An 18,532-nucleotide genomic window follows, 5' to 3' on the forward strand; every position below is an offset into this window, starting at 1 on the left:
TCCCTTTGTTCTACCTTCTGTGTTGCATCAGCCGTATCAGTCGCTGCATGGTTCCATCGACTGCCTTCGATTGTTGCGCGAGCGCGTTACTCACGCTGGCAACAGCTTTCTCCACCATGAAGAGCGTAACCAAAGCATCGGTTACTCCGGCATCAGCGGGGAACAGGGAATTTCCCTTCATCGCCCTGCGATAGCTTTTGAGGAAATCGCCGCTGGCAAGCACTCGCCATTTATCAGCTTGTTGTGCAAGCATAATGGTTGATTCCGGATATTCATCCGTGACATGCTCCAGTGCCGCTGCCGCCACCTCGGAAAACGAAAACAGCATACCTGCCACATCGCGGAGGGGACTCTGTTTCCAGCGGCGCTCACGCCATGCGCGTTCGGCACCGCCGCCGTAATTCGTAATCAGAAAATCATTATTCGAGAGCCACACCTGACGCAGGCTGTAATCCCCATGACAACGCGCCTTCAAGGCCTGGGGATGTATGGCTGCAAGGCGGGTGATACGACGGTAGAATTTCGACCGGGCTGATAAAAGATCGTTGCCGGCCTCCTGCGCGGATTTGGGTACATCCGGCCATTTCGCTTCCAGCAATTTGTACATTTCATCCATCTGCGCACGCACGGTGCTCGCCCACTGCGCAAGATCTTCGGAGGTAATGGGCTCGACGCCGAAAGCTCCCTCTGCATCATCCTGCGCAAGTGCCCGGTGAAATTCCGCCGTACGCAATCCCAGCGTATTGATGAGGGTCATGTAGGCAATATGCCGCGAATCAATGGGACGCTTTTGTTGTGTGCGGCATTCATCCAGGTAGCGTTGCAGATAGTCCTGTGTATAAGCCCAGGCGCTACCCTGATTCTCGGCGTAGTGCTCGAGGATTGCCAGAGTGGAATTGCCTTCCTCACTGTCCGTGTACTCCACGGTGCCGGCGAGTTGCGCCATGTGGGTAAATTTTGCCGTCTCCGTCAGAAAACGCGACATCTCCAGCTCGGGATGCACGCCGGGAAGAAGCCAGCGGTATCCTTTCAGTACCAGCCGGTCGCCCATGTTCACGAACAATCGCCCTCTCTCCGAAACTGTCCGGGTCACCGTTGTTGACGCGCCTGAAACCACCGGGCCGGGAAAAGCGGTGGTCGCATGGAAAGATACTTGCCCCCGCTTAAACAGGAGTGCGGAACCCTCATGCATGCTGGAGATCACGGCGCGGCAGAAGCCGTCATCCCAGAAGGCGTCGAACAGCACGCCCGTCCGCTCCCGGCGGCGAACCTTGGCAAGCGTGGCATGCAGCAGCGTGCTCACAATCGCCTCATCCTCGTCCTCCCACACCAGTGCCAAAGGCACGGCAAAGCGATAAGTCTCATCATTGGCCAGCGTTAAAACAACGGTGGCAAGCAGCCAGCTTCCCTGCTCCGCGGACCACTCGTGCATCTCCCCCAGCTCAAATTTTCTGACGGGGAGATTTCGCATCAAAAACCAGGGTTGGGAATAAAAGAAGCGAGGCATGATCTGCTCCTCGAGCTGTTGGCGGGCACGACGAGCCATCAGGTCTTTCATGCCCCCGTTACCCTCGCCCCGGTTCAACAGGGTGCCCCAACCCGAATCCACAAGCACAAGGACAGGCAGATCCGGCGATACCTGCCGCTCCTCATGCCAGGCAGGGGCGGCCACATCGGCTGTCAGGCGAAAAGCATAAAAGCCATGAGCGCTCAAGGTAAGAAGATACGGCAGCTCACCCACGGGTGGGAAAGGCGTGCGCCCCATCAATTCAACCGGTACCCTTCCCCTGAATTGGCTTAAATCCAGCTCTACCGGCTGCGCGACGCGGGACAGATTAGCCACGCACAGAATCGTTTCATCCTCATGCTCACGCAGATAAGCAAGAATCTTGCGATTGCCAGGCCGTAAAAAACGCAGCGTGCCCCGGCCAAAGGTCCGGTGTGCCTTGCGCATCGCAATCAGGCGCTTCATCCAGTTGAGCAGGGATGACGAATTCCGTCTCTGTGAGTCCACGTTCACTGCCCCAAACCCATATACGGGGTCGATGATGGCCGGCAGGAAAAGCCGTTGAGAATCAGCCGTTGAAAATCCGCCGTTAACTGCACCCGACCACTGCATGGGCGTGCGCACCCCATTTCGATCACCGAGGAGAAGGTCATCACCCATACCGATTTCATCTCCGTAGTAGAGCACGGGCGACCCTGGCATGGTCATGAGCAGCAGATTCATCAATTCGATTCGGTGCCGGTCATTGTCCATCAGCGGCGCCAGACGCCGGCGAATACCGAGATGCAGGCGGGCCTGAGGGTCGATTGCGTAGGTCTGGTGAAGATAATCCCGCTCGCGGTCGGTGACCATCTCCAATGTCAGTTCGTCGTGATTGCGCAGAAACACTGCCCACTGACAATTCTCGGGGATGTCTGGTGTCTGCTCCATGATCTCTACAATGGGATGACGATCTTCGCGCGCAATAGCCATGTACATTCGCGGCATGAGTGGGAAATGGAAAGCCATATGGCATTCGTCGCCCTCGCCAAAATACTCGCGTACATCCTCCGGCCACTGGTTCGCCTCAGCCAGGAACATCCGGTTGCGGTAGTGTTTATCCAGTTCGGAGCGCATGCGTTTGATCACCGCATGAGTTTCCGGCAGGTTTTCGCAGTTGGTCCCCTCACGCTCGCACAGATAAGGCATGGCATCCAGCCGCATGCCATCGACACCGGCGTCCAGCCAAAGCCGCATCACATGCATCATGGCGTTAAAGACATGGGGGTTATCAAAATTCAAGTCCGGTTGATGGAAAAAAAAGCGGTGCCAGTAATAGGCCTGGGCTACATCATCCCATTCCCAGTTGGATCCCTCTGTGTCCGTGAAAATACTGCGTGCACCGCTGTACTTGGTGTTGTCGTCGCTCCATACGTAATAGTCGCGCTTGACGGACCCAGGTGGGGCGCGGCGCGCTGCCTGAAACCATGGATGTTGATCGGAAGTATGATTGAGCACCAGTTCCGTGATTACGCGTAAACCTCGACTGTGAGCTTCCGCGATAAACCGGTGAAAGTCCTCCAGGGTGCCGACATCCGGGTGCACATTGTGATAATCGGAAATATCGTAACCGTCATCCCGTCCCGGAGACGGATAAAATGGAAGAAGCCAGAGCGCGGTAACGCCCAGTTCCGCCAGATAGTCGAGCTTGGAAATCAGGCCCGAAAAGTCTCCTATGCCGTCGCCATTGCTGTCGAAGAATGTCTTGACGTGCAATTCATAGATAATGGCATCCTTGTACCAGAGCGGGTCTTCTTCTCGTCCCATGCTATTTCGACCAGGCTTTCTGTTTCAGATGAACAGAAGCTCTTCTGGCAGCCTCCGCGGCTCTTGTAAAGTTCCCTTTTTTCGCTTCCCCGATCGCCTTATCCATTTCTTCGAATGTCTCCATATCATGTTCCGCTTTCGGAAACTGTCCATATATCGATATGAACGGCTGGGTATAAGGATGTTCGTGGTTTTCCTCGATCAGGTGCTTCTTCGCTTTTTCAGTATGTGCGATAACGCCTCCTGCGTCCTCATTTTCAGCATTTCTGACTGCCAGCCCCAATTCCTGAAGCGCCTTGTCCTCATGTTCATCTGTAGCATAATCCATCGTAGAACATCCTGCGAGAAAAGCAAAAGCGATGAAGCTGCACGAGAATGGCTTTTTCATGACATCTCTCCTGGTGAACGAATCCTGGAGGCTTGCCCCTTGTCGGACTCATTGTAAGGGGCGTAACCGAGGTCCGTACAGTAGGGCTTTAAAACTTCTGCGCGGGCTCATTTCAGAGTTATACGGTTCACAGGGTGATGCAGAAATCTGAATGCCGGATATAAAACACCTCCGTCAACGCTGGGACATATTGATACTGCCCCCTGCCCTCCATCTTCAATGCGTTTATTTCATTTCCCCCATCATCTATCCGGGAATCCGGGAGCCTTTGCCACATCCGGGTTTGCCTCCACACCCTGCTTATAGCTTAGCGGTTAGCAATCTTGGCAATTACCCTGGAGTCCGCGCTACCCATAATAATAGGGAGGTGTTTCATATTCTTCGAGTTCCCTTTTGTGTTCTTGCACGCATAAGCGCTTGCCTTTTGCTGTCGCCTCGTACAGTGACTCCCTTGACCAGACCAAAGACGGCCGGAAATACAATCAGCGTCAGTACTGTAGTGGAAACCATTCCTCCCACCATGGGGGTGGCTATGTGCCGTGTCAACTCAGAGCCCGTGCCTGTACTGAACATGACGGGAAGCAATCCAACGACGCTTCCCGAGATGGTCATCATCACCGGACGTATCCGGTATACCGCACCCTGGATCACTGCCTCGTAAAGATCTTCAACGGTCACTTTTTCGCCTGCGGCTTGCCGCATCGCCGTGATACTCGCCAACGCCCGATCGAGGAAAGTGAGCATGACCATTCCTGTTTCAGTCGCGATACCGATGAGCCCGATAAAGCCAACCGCCGCTGCGATGCTCATGTTGTAGTTGAGCAGATACATGAGCCAGATGCCGCCGACCAAGGAAAAAGGGACCGAAAGCATGACGATCAGGGTCTCGGTGAGTCGATGAAAGTTTAGATATACAAGCAGGAATACGATCAGAGCGGTGAGCGGCACGACTACCTTCAGTTTTTCGGCAGCACGTTCCATGTATTCGAACTGACCACTCCAGGTTGCGTAATACCCCGGCGGAAACCGCACCTGCTCACGTACCGCTTGCTGGGCTTCCGCAACATAGCCGCCGATGTCGCGCTCGCGGATATCGACGAAGATGTAAGCCGACAGTAGCGCGTTCTCCGTGCGGATACTCGGCGGGCCTTGAAGGAGTTTCACCTGCGCAAGTTGCCCGAGCGGGATCATGCCCTGATCCATGGTAGGTATCAACACCTGGGTAGCGATTGCCTGGGGATCACTGCGCAATGCACGTGGATAGCGCACAGTGACAGTGAAGCGTTCCCGCCCTTCCACAGTGGTGGTTACCGTTTCGCCGGCCAGTGCCACCGAGATTACATCCAGCAAATCACCTACGGCAAGTCCATAGCGGGCAAGCGCCATACGGTCCGGCTGGATGTCGAGGTAATAACCGCCGGTAATGCGTTCCGCATAGACACTCGTCGTTCCAGGCACTGTTTTTACCGCCCTCTCGATCTGTCTGGCAAGGATTTCGATTTCCTCCAGATCCGAACCGAACACTTTGACGCCAATGGGCGTGCGTATGCCTGTGGCAAGCATATCGGTCCGGTTCTTGATCGGCATGGTCCAGGCATTGCTCACTCCTGGCATCTGGAGCGCCCGGTCCATTTCAGCGATCAACTTATCCATGCTCATCCCGGGGCGCCATTCAGCCTCCGGTTTCAGGTTGATGATGGTTTCACCCATCTCCAGAGGCGCCGGGTCGGTAGCAGTATTGGCCCGCCCCGCTTTCCCGAGCACTGATGCCACCTCCGGAAAGCTTTTGATGATCTTGTCCTGCGTCTGCAATATCTCGGCCGCCTTCGTCACGGAAATGCCTGGCAGGGTCACCGGCATGAAAAGCAAAGTGCCCTCATTCAGGGTGGGCATGAACTCCGTGCCGAGCTTGAGTGCCGGATAGACAGTTACTCCAAGTACTGCAAGTGCCGCCAGAATGATCGCCTTTTTCCAGTGCATTACCCAATCCATCACCCGACGATAGGTCCAGATCATGATACGGCCCAACGGATTATCCTGCTCATGCGGGATGCGGCCACGAACCAGGAGCAGGATCAGGGCCGGAACGAGGGTGATGGAAAGTATCGCGGCGCCCGCCATGGCGAAAGTCTTGGTATAGGCGAGTGGCTGGAACATGCGCCCTTCCTGCGCTTCGAGGGCAAATACAGGCAGGAACGATACCGTGATGATCAACAGGCTGAAGAACAACGATGGGCCAACTTCCTTACAAGCATCAATGACGGCCTCTTTGCGTACTGTACTTGAAACTTCCGAGCCAGCGCGCGCAAGATGCTTGTGTGCATTCTCGATCATGACGATCGCTGCATCGGTCATTTCAGCAATCGCGAGAGCGATCCCTGCAAGGCTCATGATGTTGGAATTGATGCCAAGGAACCGCATTGCGATGAAAGCGATGAGTACGCCGATGGGGAGCATGATGATCGCCACCAGGGCGCTCCGCACGTGCATGAGGAAGACCGCGCAAACCAGCGCTACAATAATGATCTGCTCGGTCAACACCTCACGCAGCGTCGTGATGGCGCGCTGGATCAGATCCGAGCGGTCGTAGAGGGACCGGATTGAAACACCTTCCGGCAAGGCCGGCATGATCTCGGCGATTTTCTTTTCGAGATTGCGTGTGATATCGAGAGCATGTTCGCCATGCCGCGCCACTGCAATACCCGAGACAGCTTCTCCTTCGCCGTCAAGCTCGATGATCCCGCGGCGCTCTTCCGGAACCAATTCCACCCGCGCGATATCACGCAGCAGAACGGGAGTACCCTTCTCAGCCTTGACGACCAGTTTCTCCAAATCCTCGACGTCACGTAGATACCCCCTGCCCCGTACCATGTATTCGGTTTCCGTCATCTCGATCACGCGCCCGCCGACGTCGCGATTGCTGGCAGCGATAACCTCGGATACCCTTCTGAGCGGTATACCATACGCTTGCAATTGCCGCGGATTTACCGTTACCTGATAGCTCCGTACAAATCCGCCGATGCTGGCTACTTCCGCCACGCCTTCCGCTGCTGTCAACTGATAACGCAAGAACCAGTCCTGGATTGCGCGCAACTCGTCCAGTGCACGATCCCGCGCGGTTACGACATATTGGTAGACCCAGCCTACCCCGGTTGCATCCGGACCAAGGGAAGGCTGCACATTTTGTGGCAGGCGGCCTGCCGCGAAGTTAAGATATTCCAATATGCGCGAGCGTGCCCAATAGATGTCTGTGCCATCCTCGAAGATGACGTATACGAACGACACGCCAAAACTGGAGAAACCACGCACTACCCTGGATTTCGGCACACTCAGCATGGCAGTGGTGAGCGGGTAGGTAACCTGGTCTTCGACGACCTGGGGGGCCTGGCCCGGATATTCCGTATAAATGATGACCTGCACGTCCGAAAGATCCGGAATCGCATCCACTGGGGTCTTCCATACTGAATATAAGCCCCAGACTATTACGAAGAATGTCCCGACCAGCACCAGGAAGAGGTGCCGTACCGACCATTCGATGATATTGCCGGCCATCTCAGGGCTTCTTTCCGTGATCGGCAGCGCTGGCCTGGGGCTGTATACGCACAATAACGTATTCGCCCGGCGATGCTTCCGTTATCTCGAAAGCAACCTTCTGGCCGGGTTTCAACATCCGTAGTAACGCTGGGTCCAGAACCTTGAAGTCCATCAACATCTCCGGCCAGGCGAGGCTTGCGATCGGGCGGTGGGCAAGAGTCAGGGTTGTATTGGCCACATCGATCGCTTCGATGATGCCTTCCCCGCGATGGCTCGATGAAGATGGGGACGGGGATGAAGGTACAGTTCCGGATGAGCCAGAGGCGGTCCGGCCTCCCTCCCTCTCTTCACCAGGCATCGAGGCTTGGCTGCTGCGGGTAAAACTGCTCAGTGCAGCCTTGAGGTTGCTTTCGGCATCTATGAGAAAATTGGCTTTCACCACAATCATTTCCCCAGTCTTCAGTCCCCCCAGAACTTCCACATAGTCGTCCGCGTGCTTGCCCAGCTTCACGAGTCTCGGTTCAAAGCGGCCTTCGCCGAGATCCACCAGCACAGACTGCCTGGTACCGGCATCGAGTACGGCCGATTCGGGGACGGCGAGCACTCTGTCCTTACGTTGGATTGAACCAAACTCCACTTTCGCGTACATCGCCGGTTTCAGCAACTCCTGTGGATTGGGCAGCTCCATGCGAACCTTGGCTGTGCGGGTTTCCGGATTGACCGTGGGGTATATGAACGTCACCTCGCCTGGGAACACCTTGTCCGGATAGGCCTCAACCCGAATGGCGGCAGCCTGCCCCGGTTGTATCGTGGCAAGATCCTGCTCAAACACGTCTGCGAGCACCCATACTCTGGAGAGATCCGCAATCTGATACAAAATCTCTCCCGCCATGAAGCGCTGTCCCTGAATCGCCCGTTTCTCCAAAACCACGCCGCTTGCCGGAGAACGAAATATGACGGAATGTGTAAACTTGCCTTCCTGCTGGAGTGTCTTCAGATCGGCCGCGGATATGTCCCAATTGCGCAGTCTCTGCAAGGCACTCTCAGCTAGTCGTTCCATCCCCGCCCGAACCTCAAGGCCGCCATCCTCCACGTCCTTTGTTCCTCTCCGGGCGATAAGATATTCATGCTGGGCTGTGATCAGGTCGGGACTATACACGTCCATCAATGGATCACCCTTTCTGACCATCTGTCCCGTCGTGTTGACGTGGAGCCGCTCGATCCATCCCTCGAACCTGGGGGCCACGACGTAGAGCCGTCGTTCATCCGCCTGCACTGTCGCTACCGCCCTTACGGTGCGGCTGAGTTCGCGCATGCCGACCCGCTCGGTTCTTACTCCCAGTTTTTGTATCCTCTCGACGCCGATCTTGACTGCCGCATCGGCGGAAGTGGATTCCTCGTCCTCGTAAACAGGTATGTAGTCCATGCCCATGGGATCTTTTTTAGGTATCGGCGAAGTGTCCGGCAGCCCCATGGGGTTGCGATAATAGAGAATCCTCCTTTCAGGCTTACCGCCGACTGAAACCACACTCGAGGCCTTGGCGGCAGAAGTCGAAGGCCGGATTGCGCCCCACCAATAGCCGGCGACAAACAAGATTGCAGCCAGGGCAACAAAAGCTGTTAATTTGACACCAAGCTTCACAGGTGCTCCTTTGACATCAGCTCCCGGGGAATAGGTAATAAGTTGTCTGGCGATTTACCAGTGAGCAGATCGATCTCCGCAAGCGCCTTGTTGTAACTTGCTATGGTCGTCGCCAGGCTGATTTCGGAGTTGAATACCGTCATCTGACTGTCGAGCAGTGTCATGAAATCGACCCGATTAACCCGATAAGCCGCCAGGGTGGATTCGACCGTAAGCCGTGCCTGGGGCAGAATGGCTGTCTGGTAGAGCCGCGCAGATTTCAGGGTTTGCTCGGCTAATGCTGCCTGCTGGCGCAGTCTTGCCGCCACCTCATTGCGTTGCGCTTCATAAGTGCTCCGCGCCTGATCACGCATCGCCAGTGACTCCGCTTCGCGTGGCTCGAGTTTGCCGGCACGCCACAAGGGAAGGTTCATTGCCACCGTTAGGCTTACCATGTCCGGGCGCCGGCTGTTGTCCAGCATGTTGTCGCGTTGACCGTAAGACATACGCACGTCGAAGTCGGGATAATAATTTTTGCGCGTGAGTTCCAGCGATTTATCGTTGCGGGCAACAAGGCTTTGCAGCGCCCGCAACTGGGGGCGTTGGGTCAGGGCAGCCTCGAGCAACAGTTCCAGGCTCAGGATTTCCTCATGCAATTGCGGCGGTGGGGGTACTGGCAACAGCTTATTCCCGGTTCGGCCAAGGGCGCGTGTCAGCTCAGCTTCGATTACCGGTCTTTCTCTTGCAAGCTTCAGCAGCTCATTCGCCATTCCGGATACCTGCGTCTGGGCCTTTAGCACATCGGCCTGGTTTCCTCGTCCTACCGCATAGTGATCTTCAGCAATATGGAGAAGCTCTTCCAGGATGAGCTTGTTTTTTTCGACCAGGCGGGTCATTTCAAGGGTGAGGCCCAGATCGAGATACGAGATCTTGATATCACGTACAACACGGTTGATGGTCTCCTGATAACCATATTCAATGGCCTCTGCATCCCTGGTGGCGATATCTTTACGCAAACCGCGTTTCCCTGGAAAAGGGAAACGCTGGGACAGACCAATCATTTTCATGGTCATGTCCTCACGGTTAAAAGTGGAAGATGCCAGCGGGGCATTGATCACCCCTGCTTCCAGAACAGGATCCTCCAGTGCTTCCGCAGGCGATATTCTCTGGTGGGCAGCCTCTCGTTCCCGCAATGCAGCCTGGATTTCCGGATTGTTCTCCAGAGCTTCTGCAATCAGGGTGGCCAGGATAGCCAGGGAAGCTGAGTTTTGGGGATGGCTCGTCGCAAAATTTTCCGCAGATTGTTCTGGAGCAGCCTGTGGAAACGTTCCTCTACCTGCCGGAGGCAAAACTTCCGCACAGGCCAGTGTAGAAAGTATGACGGCGGCAAGTACCGGGGTGATTCCAATGGGAATCATTGCGCCTCCCCTGTCCTGCCGGGGTTTGCCTCTGCCTTTTGACGAGGATGTAATCGAACCTGATTTTTCAAGGAAGAATGCCGCTCCACGCCTTCCTTGGCCTGTTCAGCCAAAGCGCTCTCCCTCAGTCGAAAAAATATTGCCATCCTGGCAGGGATAGGATCATGGTTTATCCTGCCGAGGGCTTGATCCGGTCAACTTTCACTATTATTCCCCTGCTTGGAATAAGATTCGCAGGTGTAGCTGTCTTCGTAGCCCGGGCGCACTCAACTATTGTTTTTTTGTCCTTCGCTGGTTCAAAGTTCTGCTTGTGGAATACTCGATCATTAAACAATACTCGCTCATACATCACTCTCAAGTGCCTGGGTAGATAGGCACGCAAAGTATTGGCGCCAGTTGCAGTACAGCGAAGAGTGGCGTAATCATCCTGACTTCCTTGAATACACATAATCCCCGCGGTTTACCGATTCAGCAATAGAAAAAATAGAAAATCAGCCGGTGGAATTTTCGTCAAGGAAAACGACTTATACAAAAACCCCGGGCAGCAAAAGACCTGCCATCAGGCCGCTGGTTCAATACGCGTAAGAGATCAAGCTAGAGGAGGTCGTTGCGGATGCTGAAGAACCGGAGAGGAAAAGCGGGAAACGGGCAGGATAGCGTAAGAAAATCCGCCAGAAAGATTGAGTGCAGGGGCCGCAGATGGCAGGCCATTGCCACTTATGTGGCAAACGACTCCATCGCAGGAAAGGGTCAGATCCGCCTCACCCTCTGCGTTATCAACACCCGGTTGTCTGTGATTGCTGTCGTCATGCAAGGGGCAAGCTGCGGAAGGGACTTCATGATCAATTTGATTTTCAGGTTCCGCAGATACAGATATATTTCCGGCTTGAGCGCATAACGGCATGAGGGCTGCCAGAGCGTTTTGCAGGGGCAGCGACAACATGATCAGAATCGATAAGAATATGCGCGTACGCACCATCATATTATCCAGTATGAGGCATCTATCCCTGCCAGAACAAGAGTTACGTGTTATAAAGGAAATTCATATCCGTCCCGATTCTTCAGCAACTATTGATCTATCATAGTAAAAGGTTGGATAAATTCAAGTTGAACTCCATCCTATCGACATTCGGTGTCTTCGCATCCTCTGGCGATTCGGATTTTACATGGAGAAATACCTGACGATGGGCAAAAAGGAAGACAAGAAGGAAAAGGAAGCACAGGCGTCCGAAATATCCAAGGAAGACTACGAGGACACGCTGTACAAACTCCAGGTTGAACTTGTAAAGCTTCAACGGCACCTCATCGAATGCGGTGACAAGATCCTGATTATCATGGAAGGGCGGGATGCCTCTGGCAAGGACGGCACGATCAAGCGGATCACCGAGCACCTGAGTCCGCGTGAAACACGGGTGGTCGCGCTCGGCAAACCCTCGGACCGCGACCGCAACACATGGTATTTCCAGCGTTACGTTCAATACCTTCCGGCAGCGCAGGAGCTCGTGCTGTTTAACCGCAGTTGGTACAACCGGGCGGGCGTGGAAAAGGTAATGGGTTTTTGTACCGATACGGAGTATGAAGAATTCATGGGCTCGGTAGTGGAGTTCGAGCTCATGCTGATACGCTCCGGCATCAAACTTCTAAAGTACTACCTCGATATCAGTAAACCCGAGCAGGAAAAAAGGCTGAGCCAGCGCAGAAAGGATCCTCTGGCGCAATGGAAAATCAGCGCGCTCGATGGGTATGCTCTCGAAAAATGGGATGAATATACATTAGCGCGCGACAAGATGTTGACGCATACACACAATTTGATTACGCCGTGGATCATTGTGCATGCGGACAACAAGCAGCTGACCCGGCTGAATGTCATCAAGGACATTCTCAGCCGGTTGGATTACAAAGACAAAGACGAGCACCTGATTTTGCCGGACCCGCAAATTGTATCGATATTTACCGCCTCCTTCATAGAGGAAGGTCTGCTGGCAGTATAGGCGTACTGTTTCATTGTACGTAACCTTTCTGGAAATACCTTCATTTCAAGTCGCCCTGCTCTCCCTGGCGCTCGCCGAGGGAGCGGCGGCGCCTCTCCGTCATGATCCGTTAAAGGGGCTGGCATGCATCTCCTCCCGTCAGATGCAATACCAGCGGAATTACTCCCTGCCTTCTCAAGACCTTGAGATGCCACCGCATTCATTTGCGCAGTCTTGCTGCCTCATTCCATAGAAACATGTCCCGCGCAATAAACAAGTCATAACTTACAAGTTATGACTTTCACAAGCTATGTTGGGTTCTGTGATTTTAATGCTCATCCTTATTTTTGTTTCACTTGCTCTACCCTTTACTTTACATCTTCCTGAGAGTTTAGACACTTTATACATTATAAAGTTGACAAAGTATTTTACGGTTGATACGCTGTTCCATAAGCAGAACACTCGTATCGTCCACTTCCCTGGTTCAACTCAGCTTCAGGTCAGGCGTCTGTATGACAACAAGAAGTTTTCCAACAATTGTATTCATGCTCGCGCTATTGGCTTCATGCGCCCCCATGAGTCCATATGAGGCGGTCAACAGTCGTGCTCTCCTGAAAACGGTGGAGGAAGCCAGAACATATAAGGATCATTACGCTTTGACAAAGCAATTTGAGAATCTGGCTGAAGAAATGCGCACCAGAGCAAACGAGCAGCGAAAACTGCTCGACCATTATCAGGAAAAAAGCTATCTATACGGACGACTGGCGCAGGATCAGCAATCGCATACCTGGGCCTTGATGCAGAGATATGAGCAGGCAGCCAAGGCAAGTCTTGGCAGAGCAGCCTTGCATCGCAAAATAGCGGCAAGGCTCGAACAAGAGGGTTACGGCACACGCTCACACCAGGCAGCCGGGGATTCCGCTCCGCAACCAAACCATAACCGGAGTAATTGAGGTGCCGAATTGAGGTAGCAAGACATCTTTTGGCATTGCCTGTGTATGCAAATAACTCACAGGAAGAAGTAAGGGTCGCCGACGAAATTCCTGTGCTATCCTATCGTCAAAATGGCTCTTAATCGATGATATAAAAACAATCCGGCATAAGCCGTGGAGGCATCATTGTTAAAAAGATGGTTCCCGCTGATAATTCTGGTTATCTTTGCACTGCTCAGCATCGGGACGCTTAACAGGCTGGCACGCAATATGGCGCAGAAAAGAGATTTCTACAGCGATCCGCTGTGCTGGACGTTTTGGGACAAAACCCATCAGGGGGCCGTGGAAGTTCGTCATGAAAGAGCGCCTCAGAAACCTGGGATGTCAGGAAAGAGCGCTTTCATGAAAAACGGAACTCTTATCGCACAAACCTGAATATTTTCCCACGTCACCCGGAACCAGAGGCAAGAACAGTATTAAATAACACTTTGCAGTAAGCGCGTACCTGAGGAAGCGCTGCTGAAGTGCGTTCGTCTCGCTACAGCAGGTCATTCAGCCTGTGTTAACTCGCATAAATCGCTCCAGTTATAGCCCCCCTTCCCTTGCAATACCTATAGCCAGGATGCCTTATTCCTGACACTGGGATATCATAGTGTAAGGTTGATGACACCTTCCATGCTCGATATCAATTCCCTTTTCTCTGCTGGGGGCGCTTTAGCCCGGAGTGTGCCAGGTTATATAGTGCGTACGCAGCAGAGGGAAATGGCTCAGGCAATTGCTGATACCATTGCCTCCAGCACGATCCTGATTGCAGAGGCCGGAACGGGCACGGGCAAAACCTTCGCCTATCTGGTGCCCGCCTTGATGACAGGGGGAAAGGTGATTATTTCCACGGGGACAAAGACTCTGCAAGATCAGTTGTTCAACCGTGACATTCCAACCGTTCAGAGCGCGCTCAAAATTCCAGTTACCGTGGCCTTGTTGAAGGGACGGGCAAATTACGTTTGTCACTATCATCTCGAGCTTACCTTCCAGGAAAGCCGACCGGCCCTCGTCAGCCGAGAAGAGGTGAAGTATCTGAACTTGATTGAACGTTATGCCAAGAACAGCAAGAGCGGGGACAAGAGCGGCTTGAGTGAAGTACCTGAAAATGCCTCAGTCTGGCAGTACGTCACTTCCACCCGCGATAATTGCCTGGGTTCGAACTGTCCGCACTACAAGGATTGTTTTGTCATCGAAGCACGCAAGCAGGCCCTGTCAGCCGATGTGGTGGTGGTAAACCATCATCTATTCTTTGCCGACGTCATGCTGCGTGATGAAGGACTGTCGGAGTTGCTCCCCACCTGCAATACAGTGATATTTGACGAGGCTCACCAGTTACCGGAAACAGCCAGCCTCTTCTTTGGGGAATCCGTCAGCACCGGTCAATTGCTGGAGTTGGCCCGGGACAGCGAGGCTGAAGCACTGGGGAATGCAAAAGATTTTGCTCCCCTCCCCCCTGCTATCGCGGCAATGGAAAAGGCCGCGCGCGATTTGCGCTTGACTGTGGAAGGGGAGAACATGCGCATGCCGGTGACTGCAATCAAGGCTAACGCAAAATTTGCCGGCGCGCTGAGCGAATTGCAGGAAAGACTGGATAGCCTGATCGATCTGCTCGAAAGCCAAGCTGAGCGCTCGGATGGTCTGGAAAATTGCTGGCAGCGTTCTCGGGAAATCGCCGGCCGTATAAAACGCTGGCAAGAACAGGCTGAAGCCGAAGGCTTCGTGCGGTGGGTGGAAGTATTCAGCCAGGCATTGCAACTCAATGCCACCCCGCTTTCCATTGCGGGGATATTCAACAAACAATTGGGCGGCCCTCCACGCGCCTGGATATTTACGTCCGCAACACTTTCAGTCAAGGGCGACTTCTCTCATTATAACGATCAGATGGGGCTGAATACGGGAACCATCCCTTCGCATTCCATGTGCTGGGAAAGTCCCTTTGATTTTGCCCATCAGGCTTTGCTCTATGTTCCAGCAGGCATTCCGGAACCGAACAGCAGCAGATATACGGAAGACGTGGTGAAGGCAGCGCTGCCGGTATTGAAGGCCAGCCGGGGGCGGGCATTTTTCCTGTGCACCAGCCTGCGCGCGATGCAAAAGACATATGAATTGCTGCTGGAGGCATTCAAGCGGGAAAGACTCGACTACCCTCTGCTGCTGCAAGGCCAAGGTGCGCGCTCCCACATGCTGGAGCGTTTCCGGAAGATGGGCAATGCAATTCTGATCGGCAGCCAATCCTTCTGGGAGGGCGTGGATGTGCGTGGAGAAGCATTATCCCTGGTGGTGATCGACAAACTTCCTTTCGCTCCTCCCGATGACCCGGTGCTTGCCGCACGTATCGACAAAATCAACAAGGAGGGCCGTAATGCCTTCATGGAGTATCAATTGCCGCACGCTGTGATCAATCTGAAACAAGGAGCTGGCAGGTTGATCCGGGATGAAACCGACCGGGGGGTACTGATGATCTGCGATCCGCGCCTGATCAGCAGGCCCTATGGCAGAAAAATCTGGCAGAGCCTGCCCCCCATGAAGCGCACACGCAATCTGGCTGAAGTGGAAGCGTTTTTTTCGGCAAATTCCACCTTGACCCAGGCGTGAAGCACATTTTGCCCGCGCTCCTGGCGGGGTGTATTTTCATGCAGGATGTGCGCGGCGAAAACAACGATGCGTCCGAGAGCTCCCAAAGCCACAGACCCGAGCCGATGGTCTTTGACCTGGTCGATCCGCTCGATGCAAAGAAGGGTGAACTCGAGATCAATGCCTTGCTGAATCTTTCGCCGGGGGCGGAGATGCTACGCTGGTCGCCCGAGATCGAATACAGCTATATGGATGGTCACTCGATCGAATTGGAACTACCGATCGAGAATGATTTTCTGCAGCAATATAAGGTTTCTTTGCAAGGTTCTTTCGGTACGCTCGCGCAGGGTCGCATGCTGCATGGCTGGCAGGCTATCGGGCGGCGAAAAAACGATGAAAAAGTGTTCGGGGCGGAAATCCTCTATTTGAACGATTATAAATTTTCTGACATGTGGAGCATGATGAACATGCTCGGGGTACGGCACACCGCTTTGGGTAAATCCGGTAAGTTCGTCGGTGTGCTCAATAACAGCCTGTTTTACAGTTATTCAAAACATCTCGCCCTGGGTATAGAGTTGAACAATGAAATAGAAGAACGGCGCTGGCGCTACCGATTGACCCCCCAGCTCCAATACGTCTTCAACAAGCACTCGATTATTCAGGTGGGCGGCGGACCGTCGCAGTTGAACACCGAGCGAACCGAGTGGCTGCTGACCTCACGTGTCATTTATGACTTCTAATCCGGGGATAGCAATCCAATTCCTTTTGCTATTCTGGCACGCGTATCGCGTACCCTCCCCGATTTAAGGCATTGCAGCACACAGTCGTGCTGGCAGAACCCCCTGTGCGCCAAACGAAGAGGGCCAAGAGAGCCAAAAGGCCACGGATAGAAATGGAGCAAGAACGAAAGAAAGGGGTTTTCTACGAGCGGTCGCGCAGTTCCGTCACCCCTTCTTTCTCTGCGCAATGATTGCAGCAGAACATGGCGCCGCTTTTCTCCAGGCCGTGCCCGATGATTCGAACGCCACAGTGCGTGCAGGTAGGCGCAAGCTGGTTAATGGCACATTCAAAACTGTCGAACGTATAGGTTTTATTCGAAACGACTATCTGAAAAGCTTTATCGTAGTCGTTCCCACATCCATCACATTTCGGCATACGCTTCTCCTCTAGGCTGAAAACGAGCCTTCCAGCAGGCCCGCTGCAAGAACTCCGAAAAAACTTCTATTCCACTGCCTCGCCAGATTGCGCGAATCGTTTGTCCCTTTCGGCTTTTGAAACTTTGAAATGAGGCTGCCGGAATCATTGTAACCCAAGGTAGAGGAAGAACTTCTCCTGATGGGGGTTGACGGGGACGCGAATCCATCAATCCAGCAACCCGGCTAATTGCTTCCCCAGGACCGCAGACGGGCACAAATATACTCCATCTTTGCAGGGCCGGGTGCGCTATCGACTATGGTATCCAGGGAGAGGATCGAGGTACTTTGACGGGGTGGATCAAGCGCCCGCCCTGTTTGTCATGAAATCCCGGACCATTTGCGACTTTGCGGGGAAGATAGCAATACCCCAAGCGATTCATATAGCTTGAAAAAGTCGAATTTTGTTATATCTTAAAAGGTACCAGTGGAGGTAATACAGCGCCTTTGCCGGTTCAGATCTGGTTATCGCCGCAGCTTTCTTGAGGAGAGATAAAAATGAAAAAAATTCATGCTGCCGTTCTTGCTATGGGATTCGTTACTGGTAACGTAAACGCTGCCGATTTTTCTTTTACGGGAAACTTTGAGCATGATGACGAGGTACAGGAGTTTAACTTTACCGTGACCGCCCCGATGTCTGACGTTACCTTGCGTACCTGGTCTTACGCGGGAGGGACAAACGCTGCTGGAGCGGAGGTTGCCCGAGGAGGATTCGATCCCATCGTTGCATTATTTGACGGATCGGGAAATTTGATTGATCAGAATGATGACAGTGGTCTGGTCCTTGATCCCGTCAGTCTAGCCGCTTATGACTCCCTTCTGACGCACGCTCTCTCGGCTGGAAACTATACTGCGACCGTCACTCAATACAGCAGCTTTGCCAATGGACCTTTGCTAGCTGATGGCTTCCAGGGCACTTCCCATACAAACTTCAGTAGCCGTGATTCGCATTGGGCACTGGATATATTGAATGTCAGCTCCGCTTCAATCGGCGCTTCTTATATCTCTGAGACTCCTCCTATCCCGGAGCCCGAATCCTATGCTCTGCTGCTGGCGGGGCTCGGCCTTATTACGTTCGTGATGCGGTACTCCTCAAGGAAGCAAATGCCGGCATGAAGTAGGGGAGGAGTGAAATAATGTGTCTTTTTACTCAATCGCGTGCGCCACCGTACAGAAAAACACAACGGTGACAGCTATAGTGACAGCTCGAAAATAACCAGAGGAGGTATCAACATGAGCTATCTGAAACCCGTTCTTACCGCAACGATGCTGGCGCTGGCGCTCGGACTTCCCGCTTGTAAATCCAAACAGGAAGCGGCGCGGGAACAATCACTGGAACAGAAGGCCGATACAAAGGAAGATAAGGCAGATGTGGTGCGCAAGGAAGGGGAAGCAACTGCGGACAGGATCGAAAGGCAAGATCCTGGTATGGATTCCAGGAGCACGGATCGAGCCGCCGACGCTGCACGTGAATCCTCCGAGAATCGCGCCGACCAGTTGGAAGATGAAGCCGATCGCCTGCGCGAGCAGAAGTAATGGTTATA

General features: G+C 53.6%; 12 protein-coding genes. 6 read left to right on the top strand and 6 right to left on the bottom strand.

The genetic code is table 11. The features are described 5' to 3' along the window. Positions 1 to 10: 10 nt before the first annotated feature. The 5 genes from treS to NMUL_RS07410 form a co-directional block, all read right to left on the bottom strand. On the bottom strand, positions 11 to 3,313 hold the full coding sequence (treS, locus tag NMUL_RS07390; protein ID WP_011380743.1) for a maltose alpha-D-glucosyltransferase: 3,303 nt from the start codon (positions 3,311 to 3,313) through the stop codon (positions 11 to 13). Between the two features lies 1 nt (position 3,314). After that, positions 3,315 to 3,701 carry a small metal-binding protein SmbP gene (smbP, locus tag NMUL_RS07395; protein WP_011380744.1) on the bottom strand — a complete coding sequence of 129 codons (387 nt, stop codon included), beginning with the start codon at positions 3,699 to 3,701 and terminating at the stop codon, positions 3,315 to 3,317. Between the two features lie 372 nt (positions 3,702 to 4,073). Next, positions 4,074 to 7,253, bottom strand: coding sequence for an efflux RND transporter permease subunit (locus NMUL_RS07400; protein WP_011380745.1), 3,180 nt, complete (start codon positions 7,251 to 7,253; stop codon positions 4,074 to 4,076). A gap of 1 nt (position 7,254) precedes the next feature. Beyond that, positions 7,255 to 8,877: an efflux RND transporter periplasmic adaptor subunit gene (locus NMUL_RS07405; RefSeq protein ID WP_011380746.1), complete on the bottom strand. Its 1,623-nt coding sequence runs from the start codon at positions 8,875 to 8,877 to the stop codon at positions 7,255 to 7,257. Beyond that, on the bottom strand, positions 8,874 to 10,274 hold the full coding sequence (locus NMUL_RS07410; RefSeq protein ID WP_011380747.1) for a TolC family protein: 1,401 nt from the start codon (positions 10,272 to 10,274) through the stop codon (positions 8,874 to 8,876). Before NMUL_RS07410 ends, NMUL_RS07405 begins: the two co-directional genes overlap by 4 nt. A gap of 1,166 nt (positions 10,275 to 11,440) precedes the next feature. Here NMUL_RS07410 and ppk2 point away from each other — a divergent pair. The 4 genes from ppk2 (at position 11,441) to NMUL_RS07440 (ending at position 16,535) form a co-directional block, all read left to right on the top strand. Then, the gene (gene ppk2, locus NMUL_RS07420) at positions 11,441 to 12,265 is read left to right on the top strand and encodes a polyphosphate kinase 2 (protein WP_202944813.1); all 825 of its coding nucleotides are present in this window, start codon (positions 11,441 to 11,443) and stop codon (positions 12,263 to 12,265) included. A 491-nt stretch (positions 12,266 to 12,756) separates the two neighbouring features. Further along, complete coding sequence (locus tag NMUL_RS07425) at positions 12,757 to 13,197, top strand: hypothetical protein (RefSeq protein WP_011380750.1); 441 nt, start codon at positions 12,757 to 12,759, stop codon at positions 13,195 to 13,197. A 654-nt stretch (positions 13,198 to 13,851) separates the two neighbouring features. Further along, the gene (locus tag NMUL_RS07435) at positions 13,852 to 15,816 is read left to right on the top strand and encodes a DNA repair helicase YoaA (RefSeq protein WP_041352457.1); all 1,965 of its coding nucleotides are present in this window, start codon (positions 13,852 to 13,854) and stop codon (positions 15,814 to 15,816) included. Continuing rightward, positions 15,813 to 16,535, top strand: a complete 723-nt coding sequence (locus tag NMUL_RS07440) for a hypothetical protein (RefSeq protein WP_238529772.1) — start codon at positions 15,813 to 15,815, stop codon at positions 16,533 to 16,535. Before NMUL_RS07435 ends, NMUL_RS07440 begins: the two co-directional genes overlap by 4 nt. A gap of 181 nt (positions 16,536 to 16,716) precedes the next feature. On the opposite strand, the gene NMUL_RS15320 is transcribed toward NMUL_RS07440, so the two are convergent. After that, positions 16,717 to 16,950, bottom strand: coding sequence for a hypothetical protein (locus NMUL_RS15320; RefSeq protein ID WP_011380753.1), 234 nt, complete (start codon positions 16,948 to 16,950; stop codon positions 16,717 to 16,719). A gap of 536 nt (positions 16,951 to 17,486) precedes the next feature. Between NMUL_RS15320 and NMUL_RS16325 the strand changes: the two genes are divergently transcribed. Then, the gene (locus NMUL_RS16325) at positions 17,487 to 18,104 is read left to right on the top strand and encodes a DVUA0089 family protein (RefSeq protein ID WP_011380754.1); all 618 of its coding nucleotides are present in this window, start codon (positions 17,487 to 17,489) and stop codon (positions 18,102 to 18,104) included. 117 nt (positions 18,105 to 18,221) lie between these two features. Then, on the top strand, positions 18,222 to 18,524 hold the full coding sequence (locus NMUL_RS07455; RefSeq protein ID WP_011380755.1) for a hypothetical protein: 303 nt from the start codon (positions 18,222 to 18,224) through the stop codon (positions 18,522 to 18,524). Positions 18,525 to 18,532: the final 8 nt, after the last annotated feature.

Source organism: Nitrosospira multiformis ATCC 25196 (assembly GCF_000196355.1).
Lineage (GTDB): Bacteria > Pseudomonadota > Gammaproteobacteria > Burkholderiales > Nitrosomonadaceae > Nitrosospira > Nitrosospira multiformis.